This is a genomic window from Pseudobutyrivibrio ruminis (assembly GCF_015057245.1).
Lineage (GTDB): Bacteria > Bacillota > Clostridia > Lachnospirales > Lachnospiraceae > Pseudobutyrivibrio > Pseudobutyrivibrio ruminis_E.
Genome location: NZ_SVET01000009.1, coordinates 86636 through 111635, shown reverse-complemented (window position 1 = coordinate 111635; position 25000 = coordinate 86636). Strand labels below are relative to the sequence as shown.

Genomic DNA, 25000 nt, shown 5'->3' with positions numbered 1-25000 from the left:
CCTTCACCTTCTTATTCTGATAGCTTTGATGTCAATCCTTCTACCATTGCATCTAAGCTTTCCTGTAGATTAGCTTTTGTAACATCGCCGTTAACAACGCCCATACCAAATGCTGCTACTGGATCCCAGTACTGAGCAATTTGAGATGTTGTAGGCTGTGGAGTTGAATAATTTCCAGTCATATCAATCAATGCATATGCAGCAACATTTGCCTGAACTTCAGCATTCGATAAAAGTGCTGTAGCTGTTGGAGTCATATTGATTTCCTGGAAACGAGCAAGCTGACATTCCTCTCCGCCAAGCCATTCAGCGAGCTCCTGAGCTGCCTTTGGATACTGAGTAGATGATTTCACACCGTATGCTTTAAAGTCTGCGAAGTTGCTTAATTGGCAATCCTTACCATCGATATTGATTGTAGGTAAAACTGTTGCACCTAAATCATCACCAAGAGCTGCTTTTAAATCATCAGAAATCCAAGTGCCTGAACACATAGCACCAAGCTCTCCATCTTTAAACATAGCAGTTGCAACATCATCAATATTCTCAACATACTTGTCATTGTTAACTAAATCGATAAGATACTCGCCAACAGCATAGCCCTTCTCATCATTCCATGAACAATCAGTTGGATCTGTTCCATCCTCACCATATAATGTTCCACCGTTTGCATAGAAGAATGACTCAATGTACCAACTGTCATTTATAGAGCAAGAGAAGTTCTTTACTCCATCTCCCAAGTCCTTAGCCATCATTGTTTCCAATGATTTAACCTCATCCTCTGTGTACATGCTCTTGTTGTAATACATAAAGAATGCATTTGGAGTCTGAGGAATGCCGTATAGAATTCCATCAGCTGAACATGATGCAATAGCATTTTCGCCATAAGCTGACTTAACCTGATCCTCGTTTACTGTGATTGGATAAATAAGTCCTGCCTCAATCATTTCTGGAACACCGCCAGTTGGATAGACAAACACATCTGCCGCAACCTCTGGATCGTTCTTTAACTGAGTAATAGAATCAGCATTCTCTACCGCTTCATAAGTAAATTCGATATCATACTCAGCATGATTCTCATCAAATTCCTCACAAAATCCTTTTGTTAATTCCATCTCAGTTTCTGGAACCCAAACCTTAAGTTGAATAGATTCTGTTCCATCTGCACTTGTCGCTGCCTCAGAGCCGCTATCAGCCTGTCCGCACCCGATCATTAAACTCATAATCATTGTTCCCCCAAGAACAGAGCTTAACATTAATTTTTTCAGTCTCATAAAAATCCTCCTTTAATTAAGTTTAGCGCTTAACCTTGATGAAATATTAGTTTTATTAAATCAGAAAGTCAATACAATTTATTGATATTTTGGCTTTTTATTAGATATGCACATCATACTAGATTAAATTTTGTTAAAAATTATTTTGCAAAATATTTTTGATTTCAGTTTAACGATAAACTTAGGTAAACAAAAAAGGAGTAAATCATCTCTGATTTACTCCTTTAATCGTTTGTTTTGAAATTAAGCTACCTTAGACTTTGCAACTTCAACAAGCTTAGCAAAACCTTCGGCATCGTTAACAGCGAGCTCAGCGAGCATCTTTCTGTTCATCTCAACACCAGCGAGCTTAAGACCGTACATGAACTTAGAATATGAAAGTCCATTGATACGTGCAGCAGCGTTGATACGAGCGATCCAAAGCTGTCTGAACTGTCTCTTCTTCTGCTTTCTACCAGCGTATGATGATGTAAGGGCACGCATAACTGACTGCTTTGCAACACGATACTGCTTGCTTCTAGCGCCTCTGTAACCCTTTGCTAACTTTAATGTTCTATTATGTCTTTTCTTAGCGTTTAATCCGCCTTTAACTCTTGCCATTTTAAATTCCTCCTAACCAAATAAATAACATTTCCAAATCTATTTTAGAGATATGGAAGTACTTTCTTCATGTTCTTTACGTTTGTTGAATCAACGATTGCTGACTGACGAAGATTTCTCTTTCTCTTTGTAGTCTTCTTGGTTAAGATGTGGCTCTTGTATGCCTTGTTTCTCTTAAGCTTTCCTGTTCCTGTTACCTTAAAGCGCTTTGCAGCTGCTCTTCTTGTCTTCATCTTTGGCATGATAAATTTCCTCCTGTATTACGATTTCTTTTCTGTAAGCACCAGGCTCATACTACGACCCTCAATCTTTGGTGCCTTTTCCACTACTGCAACATCAGCAAGTGCCTCAGCAAAATCATCAAGAATATGCTTTGATGACTGCATGTGAGCCATTTCACGGCCACGGAAACGAAGTGTTACCTTAACCTTATCGCCTTTTGAAATGAACTTCTTAGCTGCATTTACCTTTGTGTTCATATCATTAGCATCAATGTTTGGAGACATACGAATCTCTTTTACCTCAACAACATGCTGCTTTTTCTTAGCTTCCTTTTCACGGCGTGCCTGCTCATAACGGTATTTACCGTAATCAACAATCTTGCACACTGGTGGATTAGCCTTTGGTGAAATCTTTACAAGATCTAATCCTTCATCATCGGCAAGCTTCTGTGCCTCTCGTGCTGACATAATGCCAAGCTGTTCCCCATCAGAGCCAATTACACGAACTTCTTTGTCGCGAATCTGCTCATTAATCATTAATTCGCTAATGGTACTACCTCCAAATAATAAAAAAAATAGTGGATACAGAATATCCACCATAAATCATCACAAACAAGGTTTGTGTGAAATATAAGACCCAAGTCACTGTAAATATACGTGCTAAGGTGAGAGTGGATACTCTACTTTGTTTTCACAACACGAATAATATATCACGTAAGCCCCGCAGAGTCAACAATTTTCTACGAATTAAGAATAAATTTGTTGATTGCCTCTGCTACTGCTCCGTTATTATTATCTAAAACTGTAATATAGTCTGCCACTGCCTTAAGCTCATCTCTGGCATTTGCCACAGCAACTCCTACACCGGCAGCCTGAACCATGCTGATATCGTTTCTCTCATCGCCACATGCTACTGTGTCTTTCATATCTACATCGAGAATAGATGCAAGCTCTGTAAGCCCGGCGCCTTTGCTAGAATCCTTTCCAACATACTCAAGGAAAGCAACATTTGAAAACATGCTGACAAATGAATCTTCCATTTCGGCCTTATGAGCTTCCTCAAACTGGAACAGCTTCTCATGGTCTTCGAAATTTACTACCATCATCTTTGTAAGATTATGGCCCCTAAGATCCTCAGGTGATTCAATTACGGTAATTGGCTCCTTTGAAATCTCAGAATATCTGTCTGTGTCAGCATTTAGCGAAAAAGAATAAATCTGTCCAAATTCAAAAATAATGGTGGTTAAGCCAGCATTTTTTGAATATGTCATAAGCTTTATTGCTGCTTCATTATCAAGGAAATGTCCAAACAATACTTCATCATCGGTGGCTCTAGTACCAACGGTTCCCTGGTAACCTAAAAGATAAACATTTTCTCTATCAAAAACTTCAAATCGCTTTAAAAGCTTTTTCATGACGTGTGTGGGACGGCCTGTATCTACAGCAAGCACATGCCCTGCATCAAGCATAGCATTTAAAGCATCAAGATTGGCCTTACAGATGTCCTTATTGTCATCGAAAGTTGTGTCATCCAAATCAATTGCAAGTATTTTTTTACTCATTTAAACCTCATTGCCAAAGATAGGCGTAAAGGTACGCTTTTTGAAATAATCAATCTCTGGCTCGTTATTTTTCTTTGCCTCTCGGCAGAAGGTATCCTGTGCACCCACAGGCTTCTTGCCACGAACAGGCTTTATTCTAACATAGTTTCCATCCGCTGTCATCTCGTAAGCCTTTAGGGTATCTCCAAGCTGGACATCAAGAATATGCTTAACTTTATTCTTTAAAATAACGTCCTCAACTGGGAAAATTATTTCAACACGTCTATCTAAATTACGTGGCATCCAGTCCGCTGAACCCATGTAGATATCTTCTAATCCGTTGTTATAGAAATAGAAAATTCTAGCATGCTCAAGATATGTGCCAACAATGGATGACACATGAATATTCTCGCTAACTCCTGGAATGCCTGTTCTAAGACAACATATGCCTCGAACAATAAGATTTATTTTTACTCCGGCATTGCTTGCCTCATAAAGCTTTTCGATAATCTCTTTGTCGCAAAGGGAATTCATCTTTGCAATAATTCGTGCTTCCTTTCCCTCTTTGGCATGTCGAATCTCTCTATTAATCAAAGTAACGAAGGTGTCCCTTAGCCAAAGTGGGGCTACAACAAGCTTATTCCAGCTTGCTGGCTCTGAGTATCCGGAAAGCATATTAAATACAGCGGTAGCATCTTCGCCATATTTTTCATTGCAGGTAAACATACCGCAATCGGTGTATAGCTTAGCAGTGGAATCATTATAATTTCCGGTACCAAGATGAACATAGCGGCGGATGCCATCATCTTCTCTTCTAACAACAAGAGCAATCTTGCAGTGGGTCTTTAATCCTACTAATCCATAAATTACATGACATCCAGCTTTCTCAAGCTTCTTTGCCCAGATGATATTATTCTCCTCGTCAAAACGAGCCTTCAGCTCAACAAGTACTGTAACCTGCTTTCCATTTTCAGCAGCATGGGCAAGGCTTGCTATGATAGGCGAATTACCGCTAACTCTGTATAAAGTCTGCTTGATGGCAAGCACCTGTGGATCAAAGGCGGCCTGTGCAATAAAATCTACTACAGGGTCAAAGCTTTCATATGGATGATGGAGGAAAATATCTCCCTTTTTAATCTCGTCAAAAAGCTTTTCACCTGGCTTAAGGCGAGGGTTACTTTGAGGCTTAAAACTAGGAGCTCTAAGGTCACTATGACCATCGATTCCATAAAGCTTCATAAGATAGGTTAAATCAATAGGTCCCTTGATTTTATAAATATCTATCTCATTTACACCTAAGTTTTTCTTTAAAATTGAAAGAAGCTTCTTGTTAATTGTAGATTCCACCTCGAGACGAATTACTTCGCCCCACTGTCGTGATTTAATCTGTTTTTCGATTTCTAAAAGCAAATCTTCTGCGCCCTCTTCGTCGATTGAAAAATCGGCATTTCTCATGATTCGATATGGAGAGGCTGCCACAACATTATAATTTAAAAAGAGCTTATCCATGTTGCGCTCGATAATCTGTTCCAAAAGGATGAAGCAATCGTGATGTTTTTCGTCTGATGGAAGGGATACAAATCGAGGTAAAACTGATGGAACCTGAACAGTGGCAAACTCAACATCGTCACTGTCGTTACCTGCTACTGTAGACCCCTTTTTCTTTTCAATCAGCGCTGCAATATTTAGAGATTTGTTTCTTATAAGTGGAAACGGTCTAGATGCATCAAAGGCCATTGGAGTAAGAACGGGATAAACCTGGCTCATAAAAAATGAATCCACGAATTTCAATTGCTCCTCATTTAAATCCTCGTATTTATCGTATAGGATGATTCCGTTTTCTTTTAATGCCGGGTTGAGATGCTTGCCCCATATGTTGTACTGAAGCTCTACTAGCTCTCTTGTCTTTTCGTTAATTGCAATGAGCTGCTCTGTAGGTGTCATTCCTGCAATATCAGGCTTTGTGTAGCCTGCATGCTCCATATCTTTAAGAGAAGCTACACGAACCATGAAGAACTCATCCAAATTAGAAGAAGTTATACTAACGAATTTAATGCGCTCCAAAATAGGAAGCTCTTTAACCATAGCTTCATTCAATACTCTTAGCTCGAACTTTAACCAGCTAAGTTCTCTATTATCATAGTATTTTGCATCTGAAATATTGATTTTGCTTCCCATAACGCCTCCTAAAAATCTAGTTTTCTCTAAGAACTGGTTTTATAGAAAAGATTTCCTCGAAATAATCTGCATTCTTTTTGAATAATCCCTTTTCAAGGGCAAGTGAGCTGTTGGCCTCAATTGAAATCACAAGCTCTCTGTCCTTTACTCGCATTGAAACATTTTTGATTTTCTGCTTATGCGATCTATCAAGAGCATTGGCAACCTTTAAAATTGCAAGTAGCTTCAGGATAGTTACGTACTCATCCTGGGTGAACTTGTCCGAAAGGTTCTCATATGGTTCAACAGGCTTTCTGTTAAATTCAACAGTTGTAGCTATTATCTCCCTTTCCTTGTGACTAAGTCCTAGGATTTCAGAAGACATAATAATGGTATATGAACAGCTTGATGCTTCTGATAATGAAATATATTTTCCACAATCATGAAGAATAGCTATACATTGCATAAGAACTCTTTGTCTTTTACCAAGCCCATGATACTTTTTCATAGCATCAAATATTTCGCTGGAAAGCTTGAATAAAGCCTTTAAATGTGGCTGATAGCTATCATAGCGTTTGGCAATAGCCCAAGCTGCTGAAATAATATCGTTATCAAAATCATGGGATGACGTAAGCCATTTCTTGGAATAGCTATGATTATATGCAACACCCTCACTTACAGATACTCCCGGAGCATACACAATTTCAGGAGCAAGTGTTTCAGCCAAAACCTTATAAAGCATTACCATTGGTTCGATAAGATTTTCATTGTCCAGATAAACATCATGCTTCAGCTCGAACGCCTTAATATAGTTCTTATTAATCTTGTTTAGGAATTCAAGGTAGTCCTTTGTTTTAATTTGTTTTGAGGAAAAATTGGATATTCTCTCAGCAATGGTACTAACCTGCACCCCTAAAAGAATCATGTACTTTGGAACCATATCTCTCAAAAACATGGTTTTAAAAACTTCCAGTTCCTTATACATCATCTCGTAGGTTTGCTCAAAAGAATTATTTGATATAGTTCCCAGCTTTCTAAGGTTCTCACTTATAGAAACTGTACCCATTGATAAATGTTGAGTTGTAACGATTTTTCCCTTTGAGAAAAGTGTGATTTGAAGTGAGACACCGCCCACATCAACAAGAACAGCGGATTCGTTAATAAGCTCTTCGAAGCCCTCTGTGGATGCCACAGCTTCATAGCCTAAGAATCTCTGCTCAGAATTAGAGAGAACATTTACCGTAAATCCGGTATGCATTTTTATTTGCTCTAAAAAGATGATAGCGTTTTCAGCCTGCCTGATATTAGGACCTGCTACTACAGAATAACTATCCACTTTATAGCCTTCCATAGTGCGGCGCATATCATTTAAAACGCGACAAAGCTTGTCCGTAGTCTGAGGTAAGATACGGCCATGCTCAAGCACATCTCTGATAATATCAGAAGGGATTTTAAGAGTGTCCACAGTCTTAATCCCCTTCTGTTTACTGATTTCAAAAACTTTCATTGTAGTCTCATAAGAGCCAATGTAAATGCTTGCAAATAATTTCATGTTCCCCCCATTACGAAATTAATAGTTTCCTAAAACTCTAATGCTTACGCATTCCTCTTTTAGACCAGTAAGTGCATTTCTAACTGCCTCATCGTTCAGATTGCCATCTATGTCTATAAAGAATCTATACTGCCAATTTACGCCTTTAATTGGTCTAGATTCGATTCGGTTCATATTGATACCATTGAAAATGAGGTTTGAAAGAATCCTGTAAAGACTTCCTGGTTCGTGAGAAATCTCTAAGCAAAGACTAATTTTATCTGCAGATTTTTTATATTTCTTATCCTTAGAAACAATTATAAAACGTGTCTCGTTATTTTTATCATCCTGAATTGATTCCTCAAGAATATCAAGGTTGTATAAAACCGCATTATATTTACTACCAATAGCAGCCTGAGTCTTATCTCCATCATCCTGGATTTTCTGAGCACTCATAGCTGTATTTCTTAGGTTTTTAACATCCCAATCAATGTGATACTTGCGAATATAGTTTTCACACTGGGCTATCGCCTTAGGATGAGAATATACTGTTTTTATATCATTTATAGTGGCACCTTTAACACCAAGTAAGGCGTGATCAACCTTAAGAATCTGTTCGCCAATAATGGCAACATTGTATTCAGAAAGTAAATCAAAGTTCTCCTCAATAGAACCAGCCAAGCTATTCTCGATTGGAAGAACTGCATAATCAGCTTTACCTGTACTGATTGCTTCCATAGCATCGCGCCATAAATCTACATGAAAGCTATCTTTCATTTCGTCATCAAAAAATGCCAGCATTGCAAGCTGAGAATAAGCCCCTTGAACGCCTTGGAAACATACAACTGCATCTGAAAAATCGAATCTGTCTACCTGCGTAAAGCCAGTGTCAAAAGATACTCCTCGCTCTTGCAAAATAGCAAATTGCTTTTTGCGGCTGATGGACATTATCTGTGTGTATAGCTCTTTGACAGCCTGCTCGCTAAAATCATCGTCAACATATGATGAAAGCTTTTCTAGCTTTGCATCCTCACGCTCTTTGTCGTAAACCTTTTTACCTGTAGCGATTTTGTACTCAGCTACCTGGCAGGCAAGCTCCATTCTTTTGTTGAAAAGATTAAGAATCTCCTTGTCTACCTGATCGATTTCTACCCTGATGTCTCCTAAGTCTCTCATGTTACTCCTATTCTGTTACTTGTCTAATGCTAAAATTGGTGGATTGAATAGCCCAACTTCTGTGCTACCATTTGCCACATGGAACGTTGTACCTGAATAGTAATCAGCAAAATAAACATATTTGCTAGTTACATTGATGTTGTTAAATTCACCTTCGGCAAGAAGAAGTTCTGCGCCTGTAGTCAAATCGACCCTATACAATCCATCAGGATTCCCCTTTATGGACTGATAGTACAGGTAATTGCCAGAAATATTATATCCTGATGTACCATAAGTGGTGATACCAGTTTTGTTGTCTCCAGAAAGAGTACTTCTGAAAACTCGATTATTTTCATCCAAATTCATATAGTACAAAGTGTTTCCATCAATAATTGGAAGCCACAAGTTTTCAGATGAAACATAAGTAGAATCTTTTGTATCAAGATTCATGCTATGGAGATTGTGATCACGCTCCACACCAGAATAGTATAATGTTTCTCCTACCATACAGCGTGGGTCGATAGCAGCCTTTGAAAGCTGAACTCTTTCTTCACCGTCGATACCAACCATGTAAAGAGATGTGGCATCTTCGGAATCATAGTGAAAATAAACAACTCTATTTCCAGCGAGAGCAGCCGCATTGCAATTAGCTTGATCAAGAATAATGACCTTTTTATTCTTCTTTGTCATTCTACACAAGCTTTCTGTGTTTACATCAAGCACAAAATCTGCATTATCGTTGTGATTACGACTGTAATAAAGGTAATGTGAATCGGCGTTAATAAAATAAACGCTATCATTTGCAACAATTTCTATATCAGATTCGTCTGGATTCATTTTGTAGATTCTGCCGCTATCATTTGGATTAGAAAAATAAACAACTCCATCTGTTTCGCAGAACAATCCATTTCCGTATAGATTGCCGATGGTATTTCCATTTGTTCCTGGATCATTGTAGTAGGTTACAGTATTTATATACTTGTAAAATCCTAGGCCAGCAACAATGGCAATAGCTACAACTAAAATGATGATTCTTTTTAATACCTTCATTCAACTGCCCTCCCCAAAATTAAATATTAAAAAAGTCTGATAGTGAAAGCTGATTTGATTTTGGAAGATCTTTTACGATTCCAAGCTCAATCATTTTATCAAGAATAGTCTGTGATACCTTTCCTCTATCGCGAATCTCGTCTTGTGATAAGAACTTGCCCTGACTAGCAGCAATTTGAAGCTGCTCGGCAGCCTTATCACCCATTCCGGAAATAACATTGAATGGTGGAAGAAGCTTCCCATCTACTATTTTAAAATATCTTGAGTCAGATTGGTATAGGTCCATAGGTAAAAATTCAAATCCTCGGGCATACATTTCCTGACACAATCTAAGTGCAATCAAAATATCCTTATCGGTTGCTGATAAATCTGGCTGAGATTTGTAGTACTTAATCTCCTGCTCGCATCTAGCCTTTCCCTGACAACACTTTTCATAATCAAAACCACCGGCTCTGATTGAGAAGAATGCTGCATAGTATGCCAATGGATAATTGATTTTACAATAAGCAACACGCCAAGCCATCATAACGTATGCAGCAGCATGGGCTTTAGGGAACATGTATTTAATTTTTTCGCAGGAACCGATGTACCAGTCTGGCACGCCGTGCTCTTGCATGTGCTGCTTGTAGGTTGGCCATTCATCACATTTTCCTTTAGCAACAACACCCTTACGAACTCGTTCCATGATAGTGAAAGATTCCGCTGGGTCAAGCCCCTTATGAATAAGGTAAACCATGATATCATCACGGGTACAAATAGCCTCGGTGATAGTGGCAGTTCCACTAAGAATAAGGTCCTGAGCATTACCTAACCATACGTCAGTACCATGGGCCAGTCCGGCAATACGAACTAAATCAGTAAAGTACCGAGGCTTAGCCTCAACAAGCATCTGCATGGCAAAATCAGTACCAAACTCTGGAATACCTAGTGTTCCAAGTGGTGTACCCATAATATCATCAGGAGTGATACCAAGAGCTTTTGTGCTTTGGAACAACGACATAACGTCCTTGTCATCAAGAGGAATCTTTGTAGCATCAATTCCTGTCAAATCCTCTAGTCTCTTGATCATGGTAGGATCCAAATGTCCTAAGATATCAAGCTTCAGAAGGTTAGCATCAATTTTATGGTAATCAAAATGGGTAGTTACAATATCAGTATCCTTATTGGCTGGATGCTGAACTGGAGTAAAGGAATAGATATCCTCACCGTTTGGAAGAACTACTACACCACCAGGATGCTGACCTGTTGTAGATTTAACACCTTCAACTCCCTTAGCAAGACGTTCGTTTTCAGCACGACGCTTTCTTATATCACGCTTTTCGAAATATTTTAAAACATAACCAACTGCGTTCTTATCCGCAAGTGTAGAAACTGTACCGGCCTTGAAGGTCTGGCCATCACCAAAAATAACTTCTGTATATTTATGAGCCTTTGACTGATATTCGTTTGAGAAGTTCAAATCGATATCAGGCTCCTTATCACCCTTGAATCCAAGGAAGGTTTCGAATGGAATATCAAATCCATCCTTAGCAAGAGGCTTGCCGCATTTAGGACAGATTTTATCTGGCATATCTACCCCAGAAAGTCCCTGGTTAACAATCTCCTGCACCTCTGGACCATCAAAATCTACATAATAGCAATTAGGACATCTGTAGTGAGGTGGCAATGGGTTAACCTCTGTGATACCAGCCATTGTAGCTGCAAAGGAAGAACCTACGGAACCACGGGAGCCTACCAGATAGCCATCCTCGTTAGACTTCCAAACCAGCTTCTGAGCGATAATGTACATAACGGAATATCCATTACCAATGATAGAGTTAAGCTCTCGTTCAAGTCGCTCTTCTACTATTTTAGGAAGCTCAGGTCCATAAACCTCATGTGCTCTTGTTTCGCAAATACGACGCAAATCTTCCTCCGAGTGTTCGATTACAGGAGGACACTTATCAGGTCGAACAGGGTGAATACGCTCCACCATATCGGCAATCTTGTTTGTATTTTCTACAACAACCTCATGTGCTTTTGCAAGACCTAAGTATGCAAATTCTTCAAGCATTTCATCTGTAGTATGAAGATAAAGTGGGGCCTGCTGGTCTGCATCATCAAAGCCCTTATTAGCCATGATAATACGTCTGTATACTTCATCCTCTGGATCAAGGAAATGCACATCGCAAGTAGCAACAACAGGCTTTTTAAGCTCGTCTCCTAATGCAACAATCTGCTTATTAATCTCCTGCAAATCCTTTACAGAATTGATGTTTTCGTATTTACGTTTATCAGAACGAATCATAAATTCGTTGTTTCCGACAGGCTGAATCTCTAGGTAATCGTAGAAATTAGCTATACGCATAATCTCCGATTCATCTCTTCCATCTACTATGGCATCGTATAATTCGCCAGCCTCGCAGGCAGAACCAATAATCAGTCCCTCTCTGCATTCCATCAGTAAGCTCTTTGGAACTCTAGGATATCTGCTGAAGTAATAAAGGTGCGATTCTGAAACCAATCTATAAAGATTAATACGGCCTAAATCGTTCTTTGCAAGAACAATACAGTGATTTGTACGCATTTTCTTTATCTGCTCTGGGCCTGGTTTACTATGGTCATTAAGCTCGGATAAAGTGAAAATCTTTTCATTTTCAAGCTTTGTAATGAACTTCTCAAATACCTTTGCTGTAGCCTCTGCGTCATCAACTGCTCTATGATGATGCTCGTTTACAATATTTTCTGCCTTACATACAGCATCAAGGTTGAACCTAGCCATATTTGGATGTAAGTATCTTGCAACCTCTACTGTATCTACGTGAGTATAGTCGTATTCAAGGCCAAGCTGCTTACAATTGTATCTAATAAAGCTGGTATCAAATCCAGCATTATGTGCAACTAAAACAGAACCCTTACAGAACTCCATAAACTTTGGAAGAATGACATCGATTGTAGGGGCATCTTCTACCATTTCGTCCTTTATGGAAGTAAGCTCTGTTATGTTGAATGGGATTGGAACCTGTGGGTTCACAAACTCAGAAAATCTATCAACGATTTCTCCATTTACAAACTTAACAGCGCCAATTTCGATTATCTTACATGTCTTTGGGTTGAAGCCTGTAGTCTCAATATCAAATACTACAAATTCATCACGTAAAGTCTGGCCCTTATCATTGGTAACAATAAGCCTTGTATCATCTACAAGATAGATTTCGCATCCGTAGATAACCTTGAAATCTCCAAGGCCCTTCATATGATCCGCATCACAGAACGCCTGAACAACACCGTGGTCTGTAATAGCAAGTGCCTTATGTCCCCATTCCTTTGCCCTACTGATAATTGTAGTGATTTCTGATACACCATCAAAATCCGACATCTTTGTATGGCAGTGGAGCTCAACACGCTTGTCTACTGCAGTATCCTGTCTGGTAACTCTGAAATCTCGAATTCTATTGATAGAATTGATTCGACCAACAGTAAGCTCCTTTGAATAAATATCTTCATCAAGCTTACCTGCTATCTTATAGAACTCTCCAACCTTAAGTGCTTTTTCAAGCTCACGTCCCTGATCTGCATCACTGAAGAAAAGCTTGATAGAGATAGAGTCGGTAAAGTCGGTCATTGCACCAGTTCCAAAATATCCGCCCTTCTTGGTCTCTCTAAATTCAAGAGATGTGAGCTGTCCGCGGATAATAATTGGTCCAAGAAGCTCTCCGTTAATATCCTCCATAGGAGTAGCATTATCGAAGATTTCATTTCCATAGATACAATCTGGATCATCAGATTTAGTAAGAGGCTTGATAACTTTTGTCTCAGTTTCTTGTGGCTTCTTGCTATCTGCATCCTTTTTCTTGTCAGAATTGTCATCGCCGCTATTCTCACCATCAGAAGATTCGTGACTGACGCTCTGAGCGTTAATAGCCGCAATTTTATTTTCAATTTCAAGAATTGCATTCTCAAGATATTTACTTTTGACAGGCTCTTTGTAGTCGAAGTCAATAACGATATTCTGATGACATCTTTTGCAAAGGATTGAATGAAGGATATCAAACAGCTCATGCTCTTTCTCTCTAGCAATTATCGTATCTTCGATAGTAACCTTTAAATGACCATCCTCAGTAAAATCTAAATCCGCTTTTTTATATATGTTAAAAAGAAGAGCACTTCTATCCTCTAGCTCCTCTAAAATACTATCATTGTATGAACTTAAAAGATTTTCAGGTGTATACTGACTTGATAAATCGAATTCTTCGAGGATTCGAATTGTAACACCATTATTAGGGAAGAATTGTTTTTTAATAGATTTTTCCAAATGCCAGATGCGGCGCTTAGGAATAAGGGTATTGAATGTAACGTATATACGAATATCATCCTTCGAACGACCGGTACTTACCTTAGTGACAGTAGCGTCACTAAGGGCAGTATCAAGATCATTTCCCGCTTCCATATTAGGGAAAACTTCATAAAAACTCATTTGATCCATATCATTATCTCCGTGGCCAGTTTGTAAGCTCCTCACGTAATGCATTTAAAAGCTCGCTCTCAGGCATCTTGCGAACAACTTCGCCGTGCTTTATAAGAAGGCCTTCTCCAATGCCTCCAGCAACGCCTAAATCAGCTTCCTTTGCTTCTCCTGGTCCATTAACTACGCAGCCCATAACAGCTACTTTTATATCTAAATCTGAGAATTCTTCAACAAGATTCTCTACTTTATTTGCAAGTCCAATTAAATCAATCTGTGTACGTCCACATGTTGGGCATGAGACTACTTCAATTCCGCCCTTTCTAAGACCCAGTGTACGAAGAATGAGCTTTGCTGTCTTAATTTCTTCGATAGGGTCACCTGTAAGCGAAACTCGGATAGTATCACCAATTCCCTGTGATAGAATCATGGATAAGCCGCATGCACTTTTGATGTTTCCAGCCTTGATCGTGCCAGCTTCTGTAATACCAACATGAAGTGGATGTGTTGTCTTGTCGGCAATCAATTCATGTGCCTTTACGCACATCATAACATCAGATGATTTGATGCTGATTACAAGATTGTCGTATCCAAGGCGTTCGATAATAGCCACCTTATCAAGTGCAGACTCAACAAGACCTTCTGCTGTAACGCCGCCATATTTTTCAACAAGATTCTTTTCTAGTGAACCTGAATTAACTCCTACTCTAATAGGAATATTCTTTGCCTTTGCAGCATCAACAACAGCCTTAATTCGGTCTTCGCTTCCAATGTTTCCAGGATTAATACGAATCTTGTCAGCTCCATTTTCGATAGCTGCAATAGCAAGTCTATAATCAAAATGAATATCTGCAACCAAAGGAATGTGAATCTGCTCTTTGATTTTGCCAAGAGCCTGTGCAGCTTCCATATCAGGAACAGCACAGCGAATAATATCACAGCCAGCCTTTTCAAGCTGAAGAATCTGCGCAACAGTTGCCTCAACATTCTGTGTTTTTGTGTTTGTCATAGACTGGATGAGGATAGGATTTCCTCCACCTATAACTCTATTTCCAATTTTAACTTCAGTAGTCTTCATAATATTACCTCTACATAAGCTTAAGAATATCGTTGTACATAACAACAACCATTAAAACCATTAACAATGCAAATCCTACAAGATTTATGCCGTTCTCAATTTCCGGCTTCATCTTCTTGCCTCTAATTCCTTCGATAATAAACAAAAGAATTCTTCCCCCATCAAGGGCTGGGAATGGCAATAGGTTCATAACGCCAAGGTTGGCAGTAAGAAGAATTGCGATTGATAATAGATTGATAAATACATAAAACAAGCCACTGCTAATTGATTGATCATAAACATCAGAAATGGTAGTAACAACTCCCACAGGGCCTGATACTTCATTTACAGAAATCTGACCTGTAAATAACATCTTTAAGCTAGATAATGTAACGTAAATCTGATATTTGATTTCGTAAGCTGCGTATTTCAAAACACCAATTGGTGATACCTTTTTGTAATCAGCAGTCTTGATAATGCCAATCATTTTTCTGCCGGTTTCTTCAGAGTATGTTGGCACTAACTTAGTCTCATACTTTTCACCATCACGTGAATAGACAATGTCGTAGCTTTCTGCGTTTGGATGTAGGAATGTGTAGATGCTTATTTCATTGTAAAAATGAACATTATATCCATTAATGCTAATGATTGTATCTCCAGCCTCCATGCCTGCTTCCTCGGCTGCATAGCCTTCCATAACATCAGATATGGTAGCATCATTTACTCCTAATGCTGATATGTAAACAACAGAAAGAATATAAGCTAAAATAAAGTTAAATAAAGGACCAGCAAAAACGATTTGGAATCTCTCCCATAGGGATTTCTTATTGAATGCTCTATCGCTGTCGCTTTCTTCATCCTCTCCTTCCATAACGCAAGAACCACCGAATGGAAGAAGCTTTAAACAATATTTTGTTTCGCCTTTTCCCCAAGAAATCAGAGTTGGACCAAGACCCAAAGTGAATTCATTAACCTTAACCCCGCACTTCTTTGCAAAAAGAAAATGTCCTAGCTCGTGAAAAATAATAATAAAACTAAAAATTAGTATAGCTAGAATAATCTTCATTTTTTACCACCTGCTCTCAATGAAATCGTAAGTCATCTTTTCAGTTTCAAGAACCTGTTCGATTGTAGGATTCTCAATGAAATCAACATTAATCATTGCTTCTGATACGATTTCTGGTATCTCCAAAAACTTGATTTTATTATTTAAAAACTTTGCAACTGCTCTTTCATTGGCAGCATTGAAAACAGTAGGAACATTTCCACCTGCATCCATTGCGTCATAAGCCAAAGAAAGGCCATAGAAAGTTTCCATATCCGGCTTTTCAAATGTAAGTGAACCTACTTTGAATAAATCCAAAGGCTCAGCATAAAGAGTCTTACGGTTTGGATAGAAAAGAGCATAAAGGATTGGCAATCTCATATCTGGTGTGCCCATCTGGCCAATTACCGCTCCATCCATAAATTCAACAGCAGAATGAAGCACGCTCTGTGGATGCACCACAACCTCAACCTGGCTAAGATTTACATCGAATAGCCACTTAGCTTCCATAACTTCCAAACCTTTGTTGATCATTGTGGCAGAATCGATAGTGATTTTTGCGCCCATAGACCAGTTTGGATGCTTCAATGCATCTTCTACTCTAACATTCTCTAACTGTTCAAGAGTCTTTCCTCTAAAAGGACCGCCTGAAGCAGTAAGAAGAATCTTTGAAATTTTATTATGTCTTTCTCCATTTAATGATTGGAAAATAGCACTGTGTTCGCTATCAACCGGAAGAATAGAAACCCCCTTTTCCTTTGCAAGAGGCATAATAATATGACCTGCAGTAACAAGTGTCTCTTTGTTTGCTAAGGCAATTGTCTTTTTGGCGTTGATAGCCGCGATAGTAGGCTGAACTCCAATCATTCCAACTACGGCAGTAACTACAGTGTCAGCCTCTTCACAAGTGGCAACAGCAATAAGTCCTTCCATTCCAAAATGAATATCTATATCCATATCAGAAAGTCTTGTCTTTAAATCCTTTGCAAGCTCCTCTGTTCCCACAGAAACAAGTGTAGGATGATACTTTCTGATTTGCTTTTCAAACAAATCTAGATTCTTTCCGCAGGACATTGCAACTACCTGCAAATCCTCTGGATTTTGTGAAACTATGTCCAATGTCTGAGTTCCAATAGAACCAGTTGAACCAAGTAAAGCTAACTTCTGTGACATTTTACTACCTCTTTATACGTAAAAATAATAAGCTAAGAAGAAAATAATAGGTGCTGTGATAATTACGCTATCAAATCTATCAAGCACTCCACCATGTCCTGGAATCAATTTTCCATAATCTTTTATTTCGAAATTGCGCTTAATAGCTGAAGCAGCTAAATCACCTACCATGGAAATTAAAGCACCAACTCCTGAAATAATTACAAGTGGAAGGATTGCAAAATCATCCATCTTGAATACTGCTGAAATAACATAGCAGTAAATCGCTGTAAATAACATTGCACCAACTACTCCACCAACAGCTCCTTCAACAGATTTCTTAGGAGAAAGAATTGGAGACATCTTGTGCTTTCCAAACAATACGCCTACACAGTATGCAGATGTATCGCATCCCCAAGAACAAAGGAAAATAAGCCATACAATAAACTGGCCATTTGTAAGCATTCGTGTCTGGTAGAGGAATGAAAGCATCACTCCTACGTAGAATAAACCAAAGAATGCTGCCATAATCTGATGACTATGAAACTTAGGATAGCTAAACACGAATACAGCTAAAAGCAGAATCAAAAATGCTAGGACAATTACCATAACATCCTGGCAAAATTGCAATCTTAAATCTAAATAGTATGTAATGCAAGCAAGATAACCTAGTGCTCCAGGTAGACTCTTTTCAACTTTAAAGATTCTGTATAGCTCAAACATGCCGATGAGAGACAAAACAAGCATTACTGCTAAAAGAACATCTCCACCTGTGCAAATAAATAAAAGTGCAAGAGCTACAAGAATAATTCCACTAATTAATCTAGTAATAAACATATATAATCCTTCCTATATACCACCGAATCTACGGTTTCTCTTATCATATTCCTCTACTGCCTTTTTAAGCTCCTCTGGTGTGAACTCTGGCCATGGAACAGGTGTAAAGTAGAACTCGGAATATGCTAATTGCCACAATAGATAGTTTGAAAGACGCTGCTCGCCAGATGTTCTAATCATAAAATCTGGATCAGGGATATCTTTTGTGTCTAAGTAGCTTGAAAAAACATCCTCTGTAATATCTTCTGAATTGATATTACCAGCTTTAACATCCTCAGCAACCTTTCGAATTGCTCTAGTCATTTCGTCTCTACTACCATAATTTATAGCAATAGTAAGTGTAAGACCTGTAAACTGTGATGAATACTCTGTAAGCTCAGCAATAGCTGCTCTAAGTTTGTCATCCAGCTTTGTCAAATCACCAATAAATCTAACCCGTAAGTTATCCTTTTTGGCGGTCTTCATACAAGTCTTTATATATTCCCCTAAAAGCTTCATAAGAGCTTTAACTTCGTCGTCAGGTCTAGACCAGTTTTCAGTAGAGAAAGCGTACATAGTAACATATTTTACTCCTAAATCATGTGCCGCTCTACAAATGGTTTCGACATTTTTTGCCCCTACAGTGTGTCCGTATGTACGAGGCATTCCTTTTGATTTGGCCCATCTGCCATTTCCATCTAGTATTATAGCTATATGCTCTGGTACGTTCATAGCACCTCCAAAATAAAATATAATGAAAAAGGGCACAATAACTGTGCCCCATAAATAGACTAGTTTAAACTGTCATAATCTCTTTTGTCTTAGCCTCAACAGCTTTATCTACCTCAGCGATGAACTTGTCAGTCATCTTTTGGCACTTATCCTCAAGGTCCTTTATCTCATCCTCAGAAACGCCTTCATCCTTTGAATGCTTCTTTAACTGATCGATAGCATCTCTACGGATGTTACGAATAGCAACCTTTGCATCTTCGCCATGCTTTTTAACATCTTTGGCAATTTCCTTACGACGCTCTTCTGTAAGCTCTGGGAAAACCAAACGAATAAGCTTACCATCGTTTGTAGGATTGATACCAATATCAGACATATTAATTGCCTTTTCAATCTCCTTTACCAATGATGGCTCCCAAGGCTGAATCTGAATAAGTCTAGGCTCAGGAACAGAGATATTAGCAACCTGCTGAAGTGGAGTTGGAGCTCCATAATAATCAACAGTAATCTTGTCAAGAATATGTGGATTAGCTCTACCTGCTCGAATAGTAGTAAACTCGCTTTCGAGATTATTGTAGCTCTTTGTCATTTTCTCCTCGTAAGTTGAAAGTATATTATCCATTAATCCTCCTTAACACACACAACTGTGCCATTAAATTTGCCTGAAATTGCTTTTACTATAGAATCCTCTTCATTAAGAGAGAATACATACATTGGCATCTGCTGCTCCATTGCGATAACAGAAGCAGTCATATCAACAACCTGAAGCTTTTTATCGATAACTTCCTGGATGCTAACCTTATCATAACGCTTTGCATCAGGATTCTTAGCTGGGTCACTGTCATATACACCATCAATCGACTTAGCAAGAAGAATAACATCTGCTTCGATTTCTACTGCACGAAGTACTGTAGCTGTATCTGTTGAAAAATATGGATGACCTGTACCACCTGCAAAGAATACAACCATTCCTCTTTCGAAATACTTGTTTGCTCTATCCTTAGAATATAGCTTTGAGCAATTGCCACACTCAAAAGGTGTAAGTACTGCTGTACGCATGCCTGCTGTTCTGAAGATTTCAGATACATAGATACAGTTCATAACTGTAGCAAGCATTCCAATCTGGTCTGCCTTTGTACGATCAATGTTTTCTGATGAACGGCCTCTCCAGAAATTGCCGCCGCCGATAACGACACCAACCTGAACACCATCATCTACAAGCTTCTTAACCTGCTTTGCTACCATCATACATGTAGCTTCGTCAAATCCAAACCCCTTATCACCTGAAAGTGCTTCTCCACTAAGCTTAAGTAATACTCTCTTCATTTGTAATAATCCTTTATCTATTAGATTGCGAATACGCTGTTTACATCAACATCTGAGTAGCTCTGTGAGCAGAAGCCTTCGATAACAGCACCATTGTTAATCTGTACTGAACGAGACTTAATGTTACCCATAACAACTGCTGATGTATCAACAACTACTGGACCATTAACATCGATATCACCCTTTACAGCACCTGCGATAACTGCTGATGTAGCTGTAATGTTACCAATGATAACAGAACCAACGCCAACCTTTGCTGTACCTGTTGTAACTACTTCGCCTTCGATCTTTGCAGCGTCAGCGAAGAACTCTGAAGATGATGAGTTACCATTAACCTTACCTGTAACAACAAGCTTGCCATTACATGCAACATCTCCTACAATTTCTCCCTGTACTTCGATAGAACCGATTGATTCTACATTACCTGTAACTTTCATTCCTGCTGTAATAACTGCATTCTCATCTGCAACTGCTCTGTTAGTATCAGCAGCATTTCCCATAACATCCATTGTTCTTGGTGCCTCCATCTTAGTTTCTTTCTTTGTCTCTGAGAAGAAAGACTTTTTCTCCTCTACTGGCTCTGTAGTAACAGGAGCCTCTGCCTGCTTTTCAGCTGGTGTTTCAACCTTTTTAGTGACCTGCTCTAAAAGACCATCAAGCTTGTTAAGCTCTGACTCAACGTCAATATCGCCATCTAAGGTATTAACCATAACTTCTTCTGTAGATGTCTCTTCTGCGCCAGCCATTTCGTCTAAAGCGTCATTAAAATCCTCTTTGAAATCCTTAAAAAAGCCCATTACAATTCCTCCATAACATTTTATTGTACAACGTTTACGTGCTGTATAACGGTTGTTTCATCTGTGATTGGTAAAATCATGGCCCCCTGCTCTTGTAAAGATTCAATCAATCCAGGTAAAGCCTCAACTGTCGCATTTTTATTTGAAGCGTCATGCAACAATACTACAGACGTTTTGTATTTTACCACATCCTTCATTACATTATCAATAAGCTGTTCTGTTGTAAACGCAGAAGATGTAGCATCTCCCGAAGCAACATTCCAATCGTAGTATACAACGCCCTGATTATTTAAGTAATTAATGAATGTAGACATGCTTGTAGTGCTGACCTTATTACTGCTTCCTCCTGGAAAACGATAATATTTAGTGTCAACACCAGTAGTTTCTAATATTAAATTATGAATTTTGTTATAATCTTGTGCAAAAGCATCCTCAGACGCATATATCTCGCCAAAATTATGGCTATATGAGTGCATACCAATAGTATGACCTTCGTCCACGATGCGTTTGTATTGTTCACCGTAAAGCTCTAAATCCTTGCCACAAACAAAGAATGTAGCCTTTACATTATAATCGTCTAAAATATCTAATATTTCATCTGTGTTGCTGCTAGGGCCATCATCGAATGTGAGATATACCATAGGTATATCACCCTCTTCAGCAATATTATCAACGTTATCAACTTGGTAGACATCATCCAATATACTGTCATCCACCATTTCGCTTTCATTCTCTACATCAGTAGTAACATAAACCTGCTTAGCAAGGCTATCCAACTGCCTCTGTAAAGAGAAAACCTCAAACAAAAGGAAGCTCATTACAGAAATTGTAAGAAGCATAAATACTAAAACAGTAGTGACAATAAATTTTTTCATTCTGGCAACGCGTCTGCGCTTTGCCCTTTGTCTCTCAAGCCCCTCAAATGAACTCTCCAAAACAAAATCCTCCCCATAAAAATTTCTCTTTTATTTTATCACAACGATTTCTCAATATAAAGGGGGTAAAAAATAAAGAGCCCACTAAATGTGGACTCTTTAATGAAAACAAAATTATAACTGAGCTGCAACTTCTGCTGCGAAATCCTCAACCTTCTTCTCAAGACCTTCGCCCGTTTCAAAACGAACGAATCTCTTGATGCTGAGCTCAGAACCTGTCTCCTTAGAAACCTGCTCTAAGTACTTAGCAACTGTCTGCTTTCCATCCTCAGCCTTAACGTATACCTGATCAAGTAAGCAGATTTCCTTAAGCTCTTTAGATACACGACCTTCGATCATGCCATTGATAACCTTCTCAGGCTTCTGTGATTCCTTAGGATCGTTCATAATCTGAGCAAGAAGGATTTCCTTCTCGTGAGCAATGTAATCAGCTGATACTTCATCACGGCTAACATACTTAGGATTAAGAGCTGCAATCTGCATAGCAAGATTTGTAGCTGCTTCCTTAGCTGCGTCACTCTCAGCGCCAGCCATATCAACGATAACGCCGATACGTCCACCACCGTGTGTGTAAGAAACAACGAATCCGTCAGATACTACCTTTTCAAAACGACGAAGTGAAAGCTTCTCGCCGATTGTAGCAACCATCTCTACGTGTACGTCGTTAACTGTCTTTGATGAATCCTCTGCCCATGGCTGAACAAGTAACTCATCGATTGTAGTAACATCAGACTTAAGAATCTGGTTTGCAACCTTCTCTACATATGTCTGGAACTTCTCGTTCTTAGCAACGAAATCTGTCTCTGAGTTAACCTCAAGAACAACAGCTGTATTGCCTTCAACTACAACTTTGCAAATACCCTCTGCAGCGATACGAGATGCTTTCTTTTCAGCCTTTGCAGCACCGTTCTTACGAAGGAGCTCGAAAGCTGCATCCATATCACCATCGCACTCAGTGAGTGCCTTCTTACAATCCATCATACCTGCGCCAGACTGCTCGCGAAGGTCTTTTACCATTGCTGCTGTAATAGCTGCCATAATTATGCCTCCTCTTCTGCTTCTGCTGACTCTTCAGCAACCTCGTTCATTTCACCCTGCTTTGCTTCGATAACAGCATCTGCCATCTTAGCAACGATAAGCTTAACTGCACGGATAGCATCGTCGTTACCTGGGATAACGTAATCAAGCTCATCTGGATCACAGTTAGTATCGCAAACACCTACAAGTGGAATACCAAGTGCGTGTGCTTCCTGGATACAAATGTGCTCCTTCTTAGGATCAATAACAAAAATAGCATCTGGAATACGGTTCATTTCCTTGATACCGCCAAGAACCTTTGTAAGCTTCTCCTGCTCCTTCTTGAGCTGAGTAACTTCCTTCTTTGGAAGAAGGTCAAATGTTCCGTCTGCTTCCATCTTCTCGATTTCCTTAAGACGAGCGATTCTTGTCTGAACTGTCTTAAAGTTTGTAAGCATACCACCGAGCCATCTCTCGTTTACATAGAACATACCGCAACGCTCTGCCTCTGTAGCGATAGCATCCTGAGCCTGCTTCTTTGTACCTACGAAAAGGATTGTACCACCCTGCTGTGCGATGTCGAAGATAACATCGTAAGCATCGTCTACCATACCTACAGACTTCTGAAGGTCGATAATGTGGATACCATTACGCTCTGTGTAGATGTAAGGAGCCATCTTAGGGTTCCATCTACGTGTCTGATGTCCAAAGTGAACACCTGCCTCGAGTAACTGCTTCATTGAAATAACACTCATTTTAATACCTCCTGGTTTGTTTCTTCCGCATAATTCCTCCTGACAACCACCCCGCCTACTGTAGGTTGGGAACCAATGTCAGTCCTTATGCGTGTATTTTCAACAGCTCTAAAAGTTTACCATAAATAAACCCACCATGCAACACCTAATATAAGGTGTTACTCGGTGGGCGGTGTAGTTGTTCTATGGTCTTTATTAACAAGTAAAACTATTATGTCGTCATATGTACTATCTGTTCTTACATAAAATGTACCAGACTGAATTCTATTATCAACGCCTAGTGTATTCATGTAATCATTGAATTCTGAAGCAGAATCAACAAGTCCTGCACTATAAAGATTTGCTGCAACCGTATCAGATGATTCGCCACTGTTTACAGTAAAAGGAATATATTTGACGGTAGTCTCAGAGCTTTCCACAACAGGCTCATTTTCAACCTCAGATTTTTCTGCAGATTCTTCTGTAGACTCTTCTGCGCTCTCTTCTTCTGTTGATTGTGCTTCTGAGTTTGCATCTTCAGGTTCTTCAGTAGCTTCTTCTTGATTTTCTTGTTCTTCAGAATCATCTTCTGGCATAACCATGCCAAGCTCTGTTGCCTTTTCGATTATTTCTTCATCAGTCATTTCCTTTGAAGAAATACCAGTACTACCAAAGTAAAAACTAATAGTAAGCAAAAGTGTCGCGAATATTACACCTATGCCTATACCTCTCATGTAATATTTAAGTCTCATTATTTGCCCTCCTGATATAATCCGAGAACAAATTTAACCTCGCCTAGACCTCTACCCAGCTTCTTAGCTATCTCAACTTCGCTAAGACCTTCATCGTGAAGAGTTAAAATTTCAAGATTGTCATTTTGTTTTGGACGAACTGTTTCGTCTGCAAATTTTTCAGCCAAAGCCTCAGTAAAGGATACCGGCTCAGTTGCCTTGCTTTCAGTAGATTGAGCCTCAAATTCGATTTTGGCCTGCTCTAGCTTTTGCTTTTCTTCGGATATTTCGATTTCTCTATCGCGAAGTAAATCAAGCTTCTTAGCAATAGATGAATCCAAAGCAACAAGTGTATCTTCTAAATCTGAAAGCTTTTTAGTCATATCAACTGTATCCTGCTGCTTTTCATTAAGCATTGAATACATGAATGTAACTTCTTTATGAGACTTGTCAACAGATTCCAAAACTGTATCTGAATACTGAGAGATTTGCATAATCTTCTCGTTTGTTTCTTTATCTGTTTTTCGATCCATTTCTTCAATGGCCTCATCAATTGTGGCAGAAAGCTTATCTTCCATTTCTACCTTTGCATCAGCCATTTTGTCTTTTATGATTTCTTCTATTTGCTCTTTTGTAAGCTTTTGAAGATTTTCTTTGTCTTTGCTTGATAACTTTTCAGACACAAAAAAAC

Annotated in this window: 23 protein-coding genes; all 23 read right to left on the bottom strand. The window is 39.0% G+C overall.

Going from position 1 to position 25000, the window contains the following annotated elements; translation table 11 throughout:
• Positions 1-11: 11 nt before the first annotated feature.
• Positions 12-1271, bottom strand: a complete 1260-nt coding sequence (locus E7274_RS09310) for an extracellular solute-binding protein (RefSeq protein WP_304175466.1) — start codon at positions 1269-1271, stop codon at positions 12-14.
• A 243-nt stretch (positions 1272-1514) separates the two neighbouring features.
• Positions 1515-1871, bottom strand: coding sequence for a 50S ribosomal protein L20 (gene rplT / locus E7274_RS09305; protein WP_033154018.1), 357 nt, complete (start codon positions 1869-1871; stop codon positions 1515-1517).
• Between the two features lie 44 nt (positions 1872-1915).
• Positions 1916-2113: a 50S ribosomal protein L35 gene (rpmI, locus tag E7274_RS09300; protein WP_028236330.1), complete on the bottom strand. Its 198-nt coding sequence runs from the start codon at positions 2111-2113 to the stop codon at positions 1916-1918.
• Between the two features lie 18 nt (positions 2114-2131).
• On the bottom strand, positions 2132-2629 hold the full coding sequence (gene infC, locus E7274_RS09295) for a translation initiation factor IF-3 (protein WP_033154017.1): 498 nt from the start codon (positions 2627-2629) through the stop codon (positions 2132-2134).
• A 203-nt stretch (positions 2630-2832) separates the two neighbouring features.
• The gene (locus E7274_RS09290; RefSeq protein ID WP_304175465.1) at positions 2833-3654 is read right to left on the bottom strand and encodes a Cof-type HAD-IIB family hydrolase; all 822 of its coding nucleotides are present in this window, start codon (positions 3652-3654) and stop codon (positions 2833-2835) included.
• Complete coding sequence (locus tag E7274_RS09285; RefSeq protein ID WP_304175463.1) at positions 3655-5811, bottom strand: RNA degradosome polyphosphate kinase; 2157 nt, start codon at positions 5809-5811, stop codon at positions 3655-3657.
• Between the two features lie 16 nt (positions 5812-5827).
• Positions 5828-7342 carry a Ppx/GppA phosphatase family protein gene (locus tag E7274_RS09280; RefSeq protein WP_304175461.1) on the bottom strand — a complete coding sequence of 505 codons (1515 nt, stop codon included), beginning with the start codon at positions 7340-7342 and terminating at the stop codon, positions 5828-5830.
• A gap of 18 nt (positions 7343-7360) precedes the next feature.
• Entirely contained in the window at positions 7361-8497 is a 1137-nt protein-coding gene (gene pheA / locus E7274_RS09275; RefSeq protein ID WP_304175460.1) for a prephenate dehydratase, read from the bottom strand.
• A 15-nt stretch (positions 8498-8512) separates the two neighbouring features.
• Complete coding sequence (locus tag E7274_RS09270; RefSeq protein ID WP_304175458.1) at positions 8513-9526, bottom strand: DUF5050 domain-containing protein; 1014 nt, start codon at positions 9524-9526, stop codon at positions 8513-8515.
• Positions 9527-9545: 19 nt separating this feature from the next.
• On the bottom strand, positions 9546-13991 hold the full coding sequence (locus tag E7274_RS09265; protein ID WP_304175456.1) for a PolC-type DNA polymerase III: 4446 nt from the start codon (positions 13989-13991) through the stop codon (positions 9546-9548).
• Between the two features lie 4 nt (positions 13992-13995).
• Entirely contained in the window at positions 13996-15048 is a 1053-nt protein-coding gene (ispG, locus tag E7274_RS09260) for a flavodoxin-dependent (E)-4-hydroxy-3-methylbut-2-enyl-diphosphate synthase (protein WP_304175454.1), read from the bottom strand.
• A 10-nt stretch (positions 15049-15058) separates the two neighbouring features.
• Entirely contained in the window at positions 15059-16093 is a 1035-nt protein-coding gene (rseP, locus tag E7274_RS09255) for an RIP metalloprotease RseP (protein WP_304175452.1), read from the bottom strand.
• A 3-nt stretch (positions 16094-16096) separates the two neighbouring features.
• The gene (locus E7274_RS09250) at positions 16097-17245 is read right to left on the bottom strand and encodes a 1-deoxy-D-xylulose-5-phosphate reductoisomerase (RefSeq protein ID WP_044934206.1); all 1149 of its coding nucleotides are present in this window, start codon (positions 17243-17245) and stop codon (positions 16097-16099) included.
• Between the two features lie 12 nt (positions 17246-17257).
• On the bottom strand, positions 17258-18061 hold the full coding sequence (locus E7274_RS09245; protein WP_304175449.1) for a phosphatidate cytidylyltransferase: 804 nt from the start codon (positions 18059-18061) through the stop codon (positions 17258-17260).
• 12 nt (positions 18062-18073) lie between these two features.
• Positions 18074-18772 carry an isoprenyl transferase gene (locus E7274_RS09240; protein WP_090394020.1) on the bottom strand — a complete coding sequence of 233 codons (699 nt, stop codon included), beginning with the start codon at positions 18770-18772 and terminating at the stop codon, positions 18074-18076.
• Positions 18773-18836: 64 nt separating this feature from the next.
• Entirely contained in the window at positions 18837-19391 is a 555-nt protein-coding gene (gene frr / locus E7274_RS09235; protein ID WP_044934197.1) for a ribosome recycling factor, read from the bottom strand.
• On the bottom strand, positions 19391-20095 hold the full coding sequence (gene pyrH / locus E7274_RS09230; protein WP_044934193.1) for a UMP kinase: 705 nt from the start codon (positions 20093-20095) through the stop codon (positions 19391-19393). Before pyrH ends, frr begins: the two co-directional genes overlap by 1 nt.
• A gap of 20 nt (positions 20096-20115) precedes the next feature.
• Entirely contained in the window at positions 20116-20892 is a 777-nt protein-coding gene (locus tag E7274_RS09225) for a polymer-forming cytoskeletal protein (protein ID WP_044934191.1), read from the bottom strand.
• Positions 20893-20912: 20 nt separating this feature from the next.
• Positions 20913-21827, bottom strand: a complete 915-nt coding sequence (locus E7274_RS09220; protein ID WP_074790412.1) for a polysaccharide deacetylase family protein — start codon at positions 21825-21827, stop codon at positions 20913-20915.
• A gap of 114 nt (positions 21828-21941) precedes the next feature.
• On the bottom strand, positions 21942-22865 hold the full coding sequence (gene tsf, locus E7274_RS09215; RefSeq protein ID WP_304175447.1) for a translation elongation factor Ts: 924 nt from the start codon (positions 22863-22865) through the stop codon (positions 21942-21944).
• A gap of 2 nt (positions 22866-22867) precedes the next feature.
• Positions 22868-23599, bottom strand: a complete 732-nt coding sequence (rpsB, locus tag E7274_RS09210; RefSeq protein ID WP_033154000.1) for a 30S ribosomal protein S2 — start codon at positions 23597-23599, stop codon at positions 22868-22870.
• A 158-nt stretch (positions 23600-23757) separates the two neighbouring features.
• Positions 23758-24330, bottom strand: a complete 573-nt coding sequence (locus E7274_RS09205) for a hypothetical protein (RefSeq protein ID WP_304175445.1) — start codon at positions 24328-24330, stop codon at positions 23758-23760.
• Entirely contained in the window at positions 24330-24992 is a 663-nt protein-coding gene (locus E7274_RS09200) for a DUF6115 domain-containing protein (RefSeq protein ID WP_304175443.1), read from the bottom strand. Before E7274_RS09200 ends, E7274_RS09205 begins: the two co-directional genes overlap by 1 nt.
• Positions 24993-25000 lie beyond the last annotated feature (8 nt).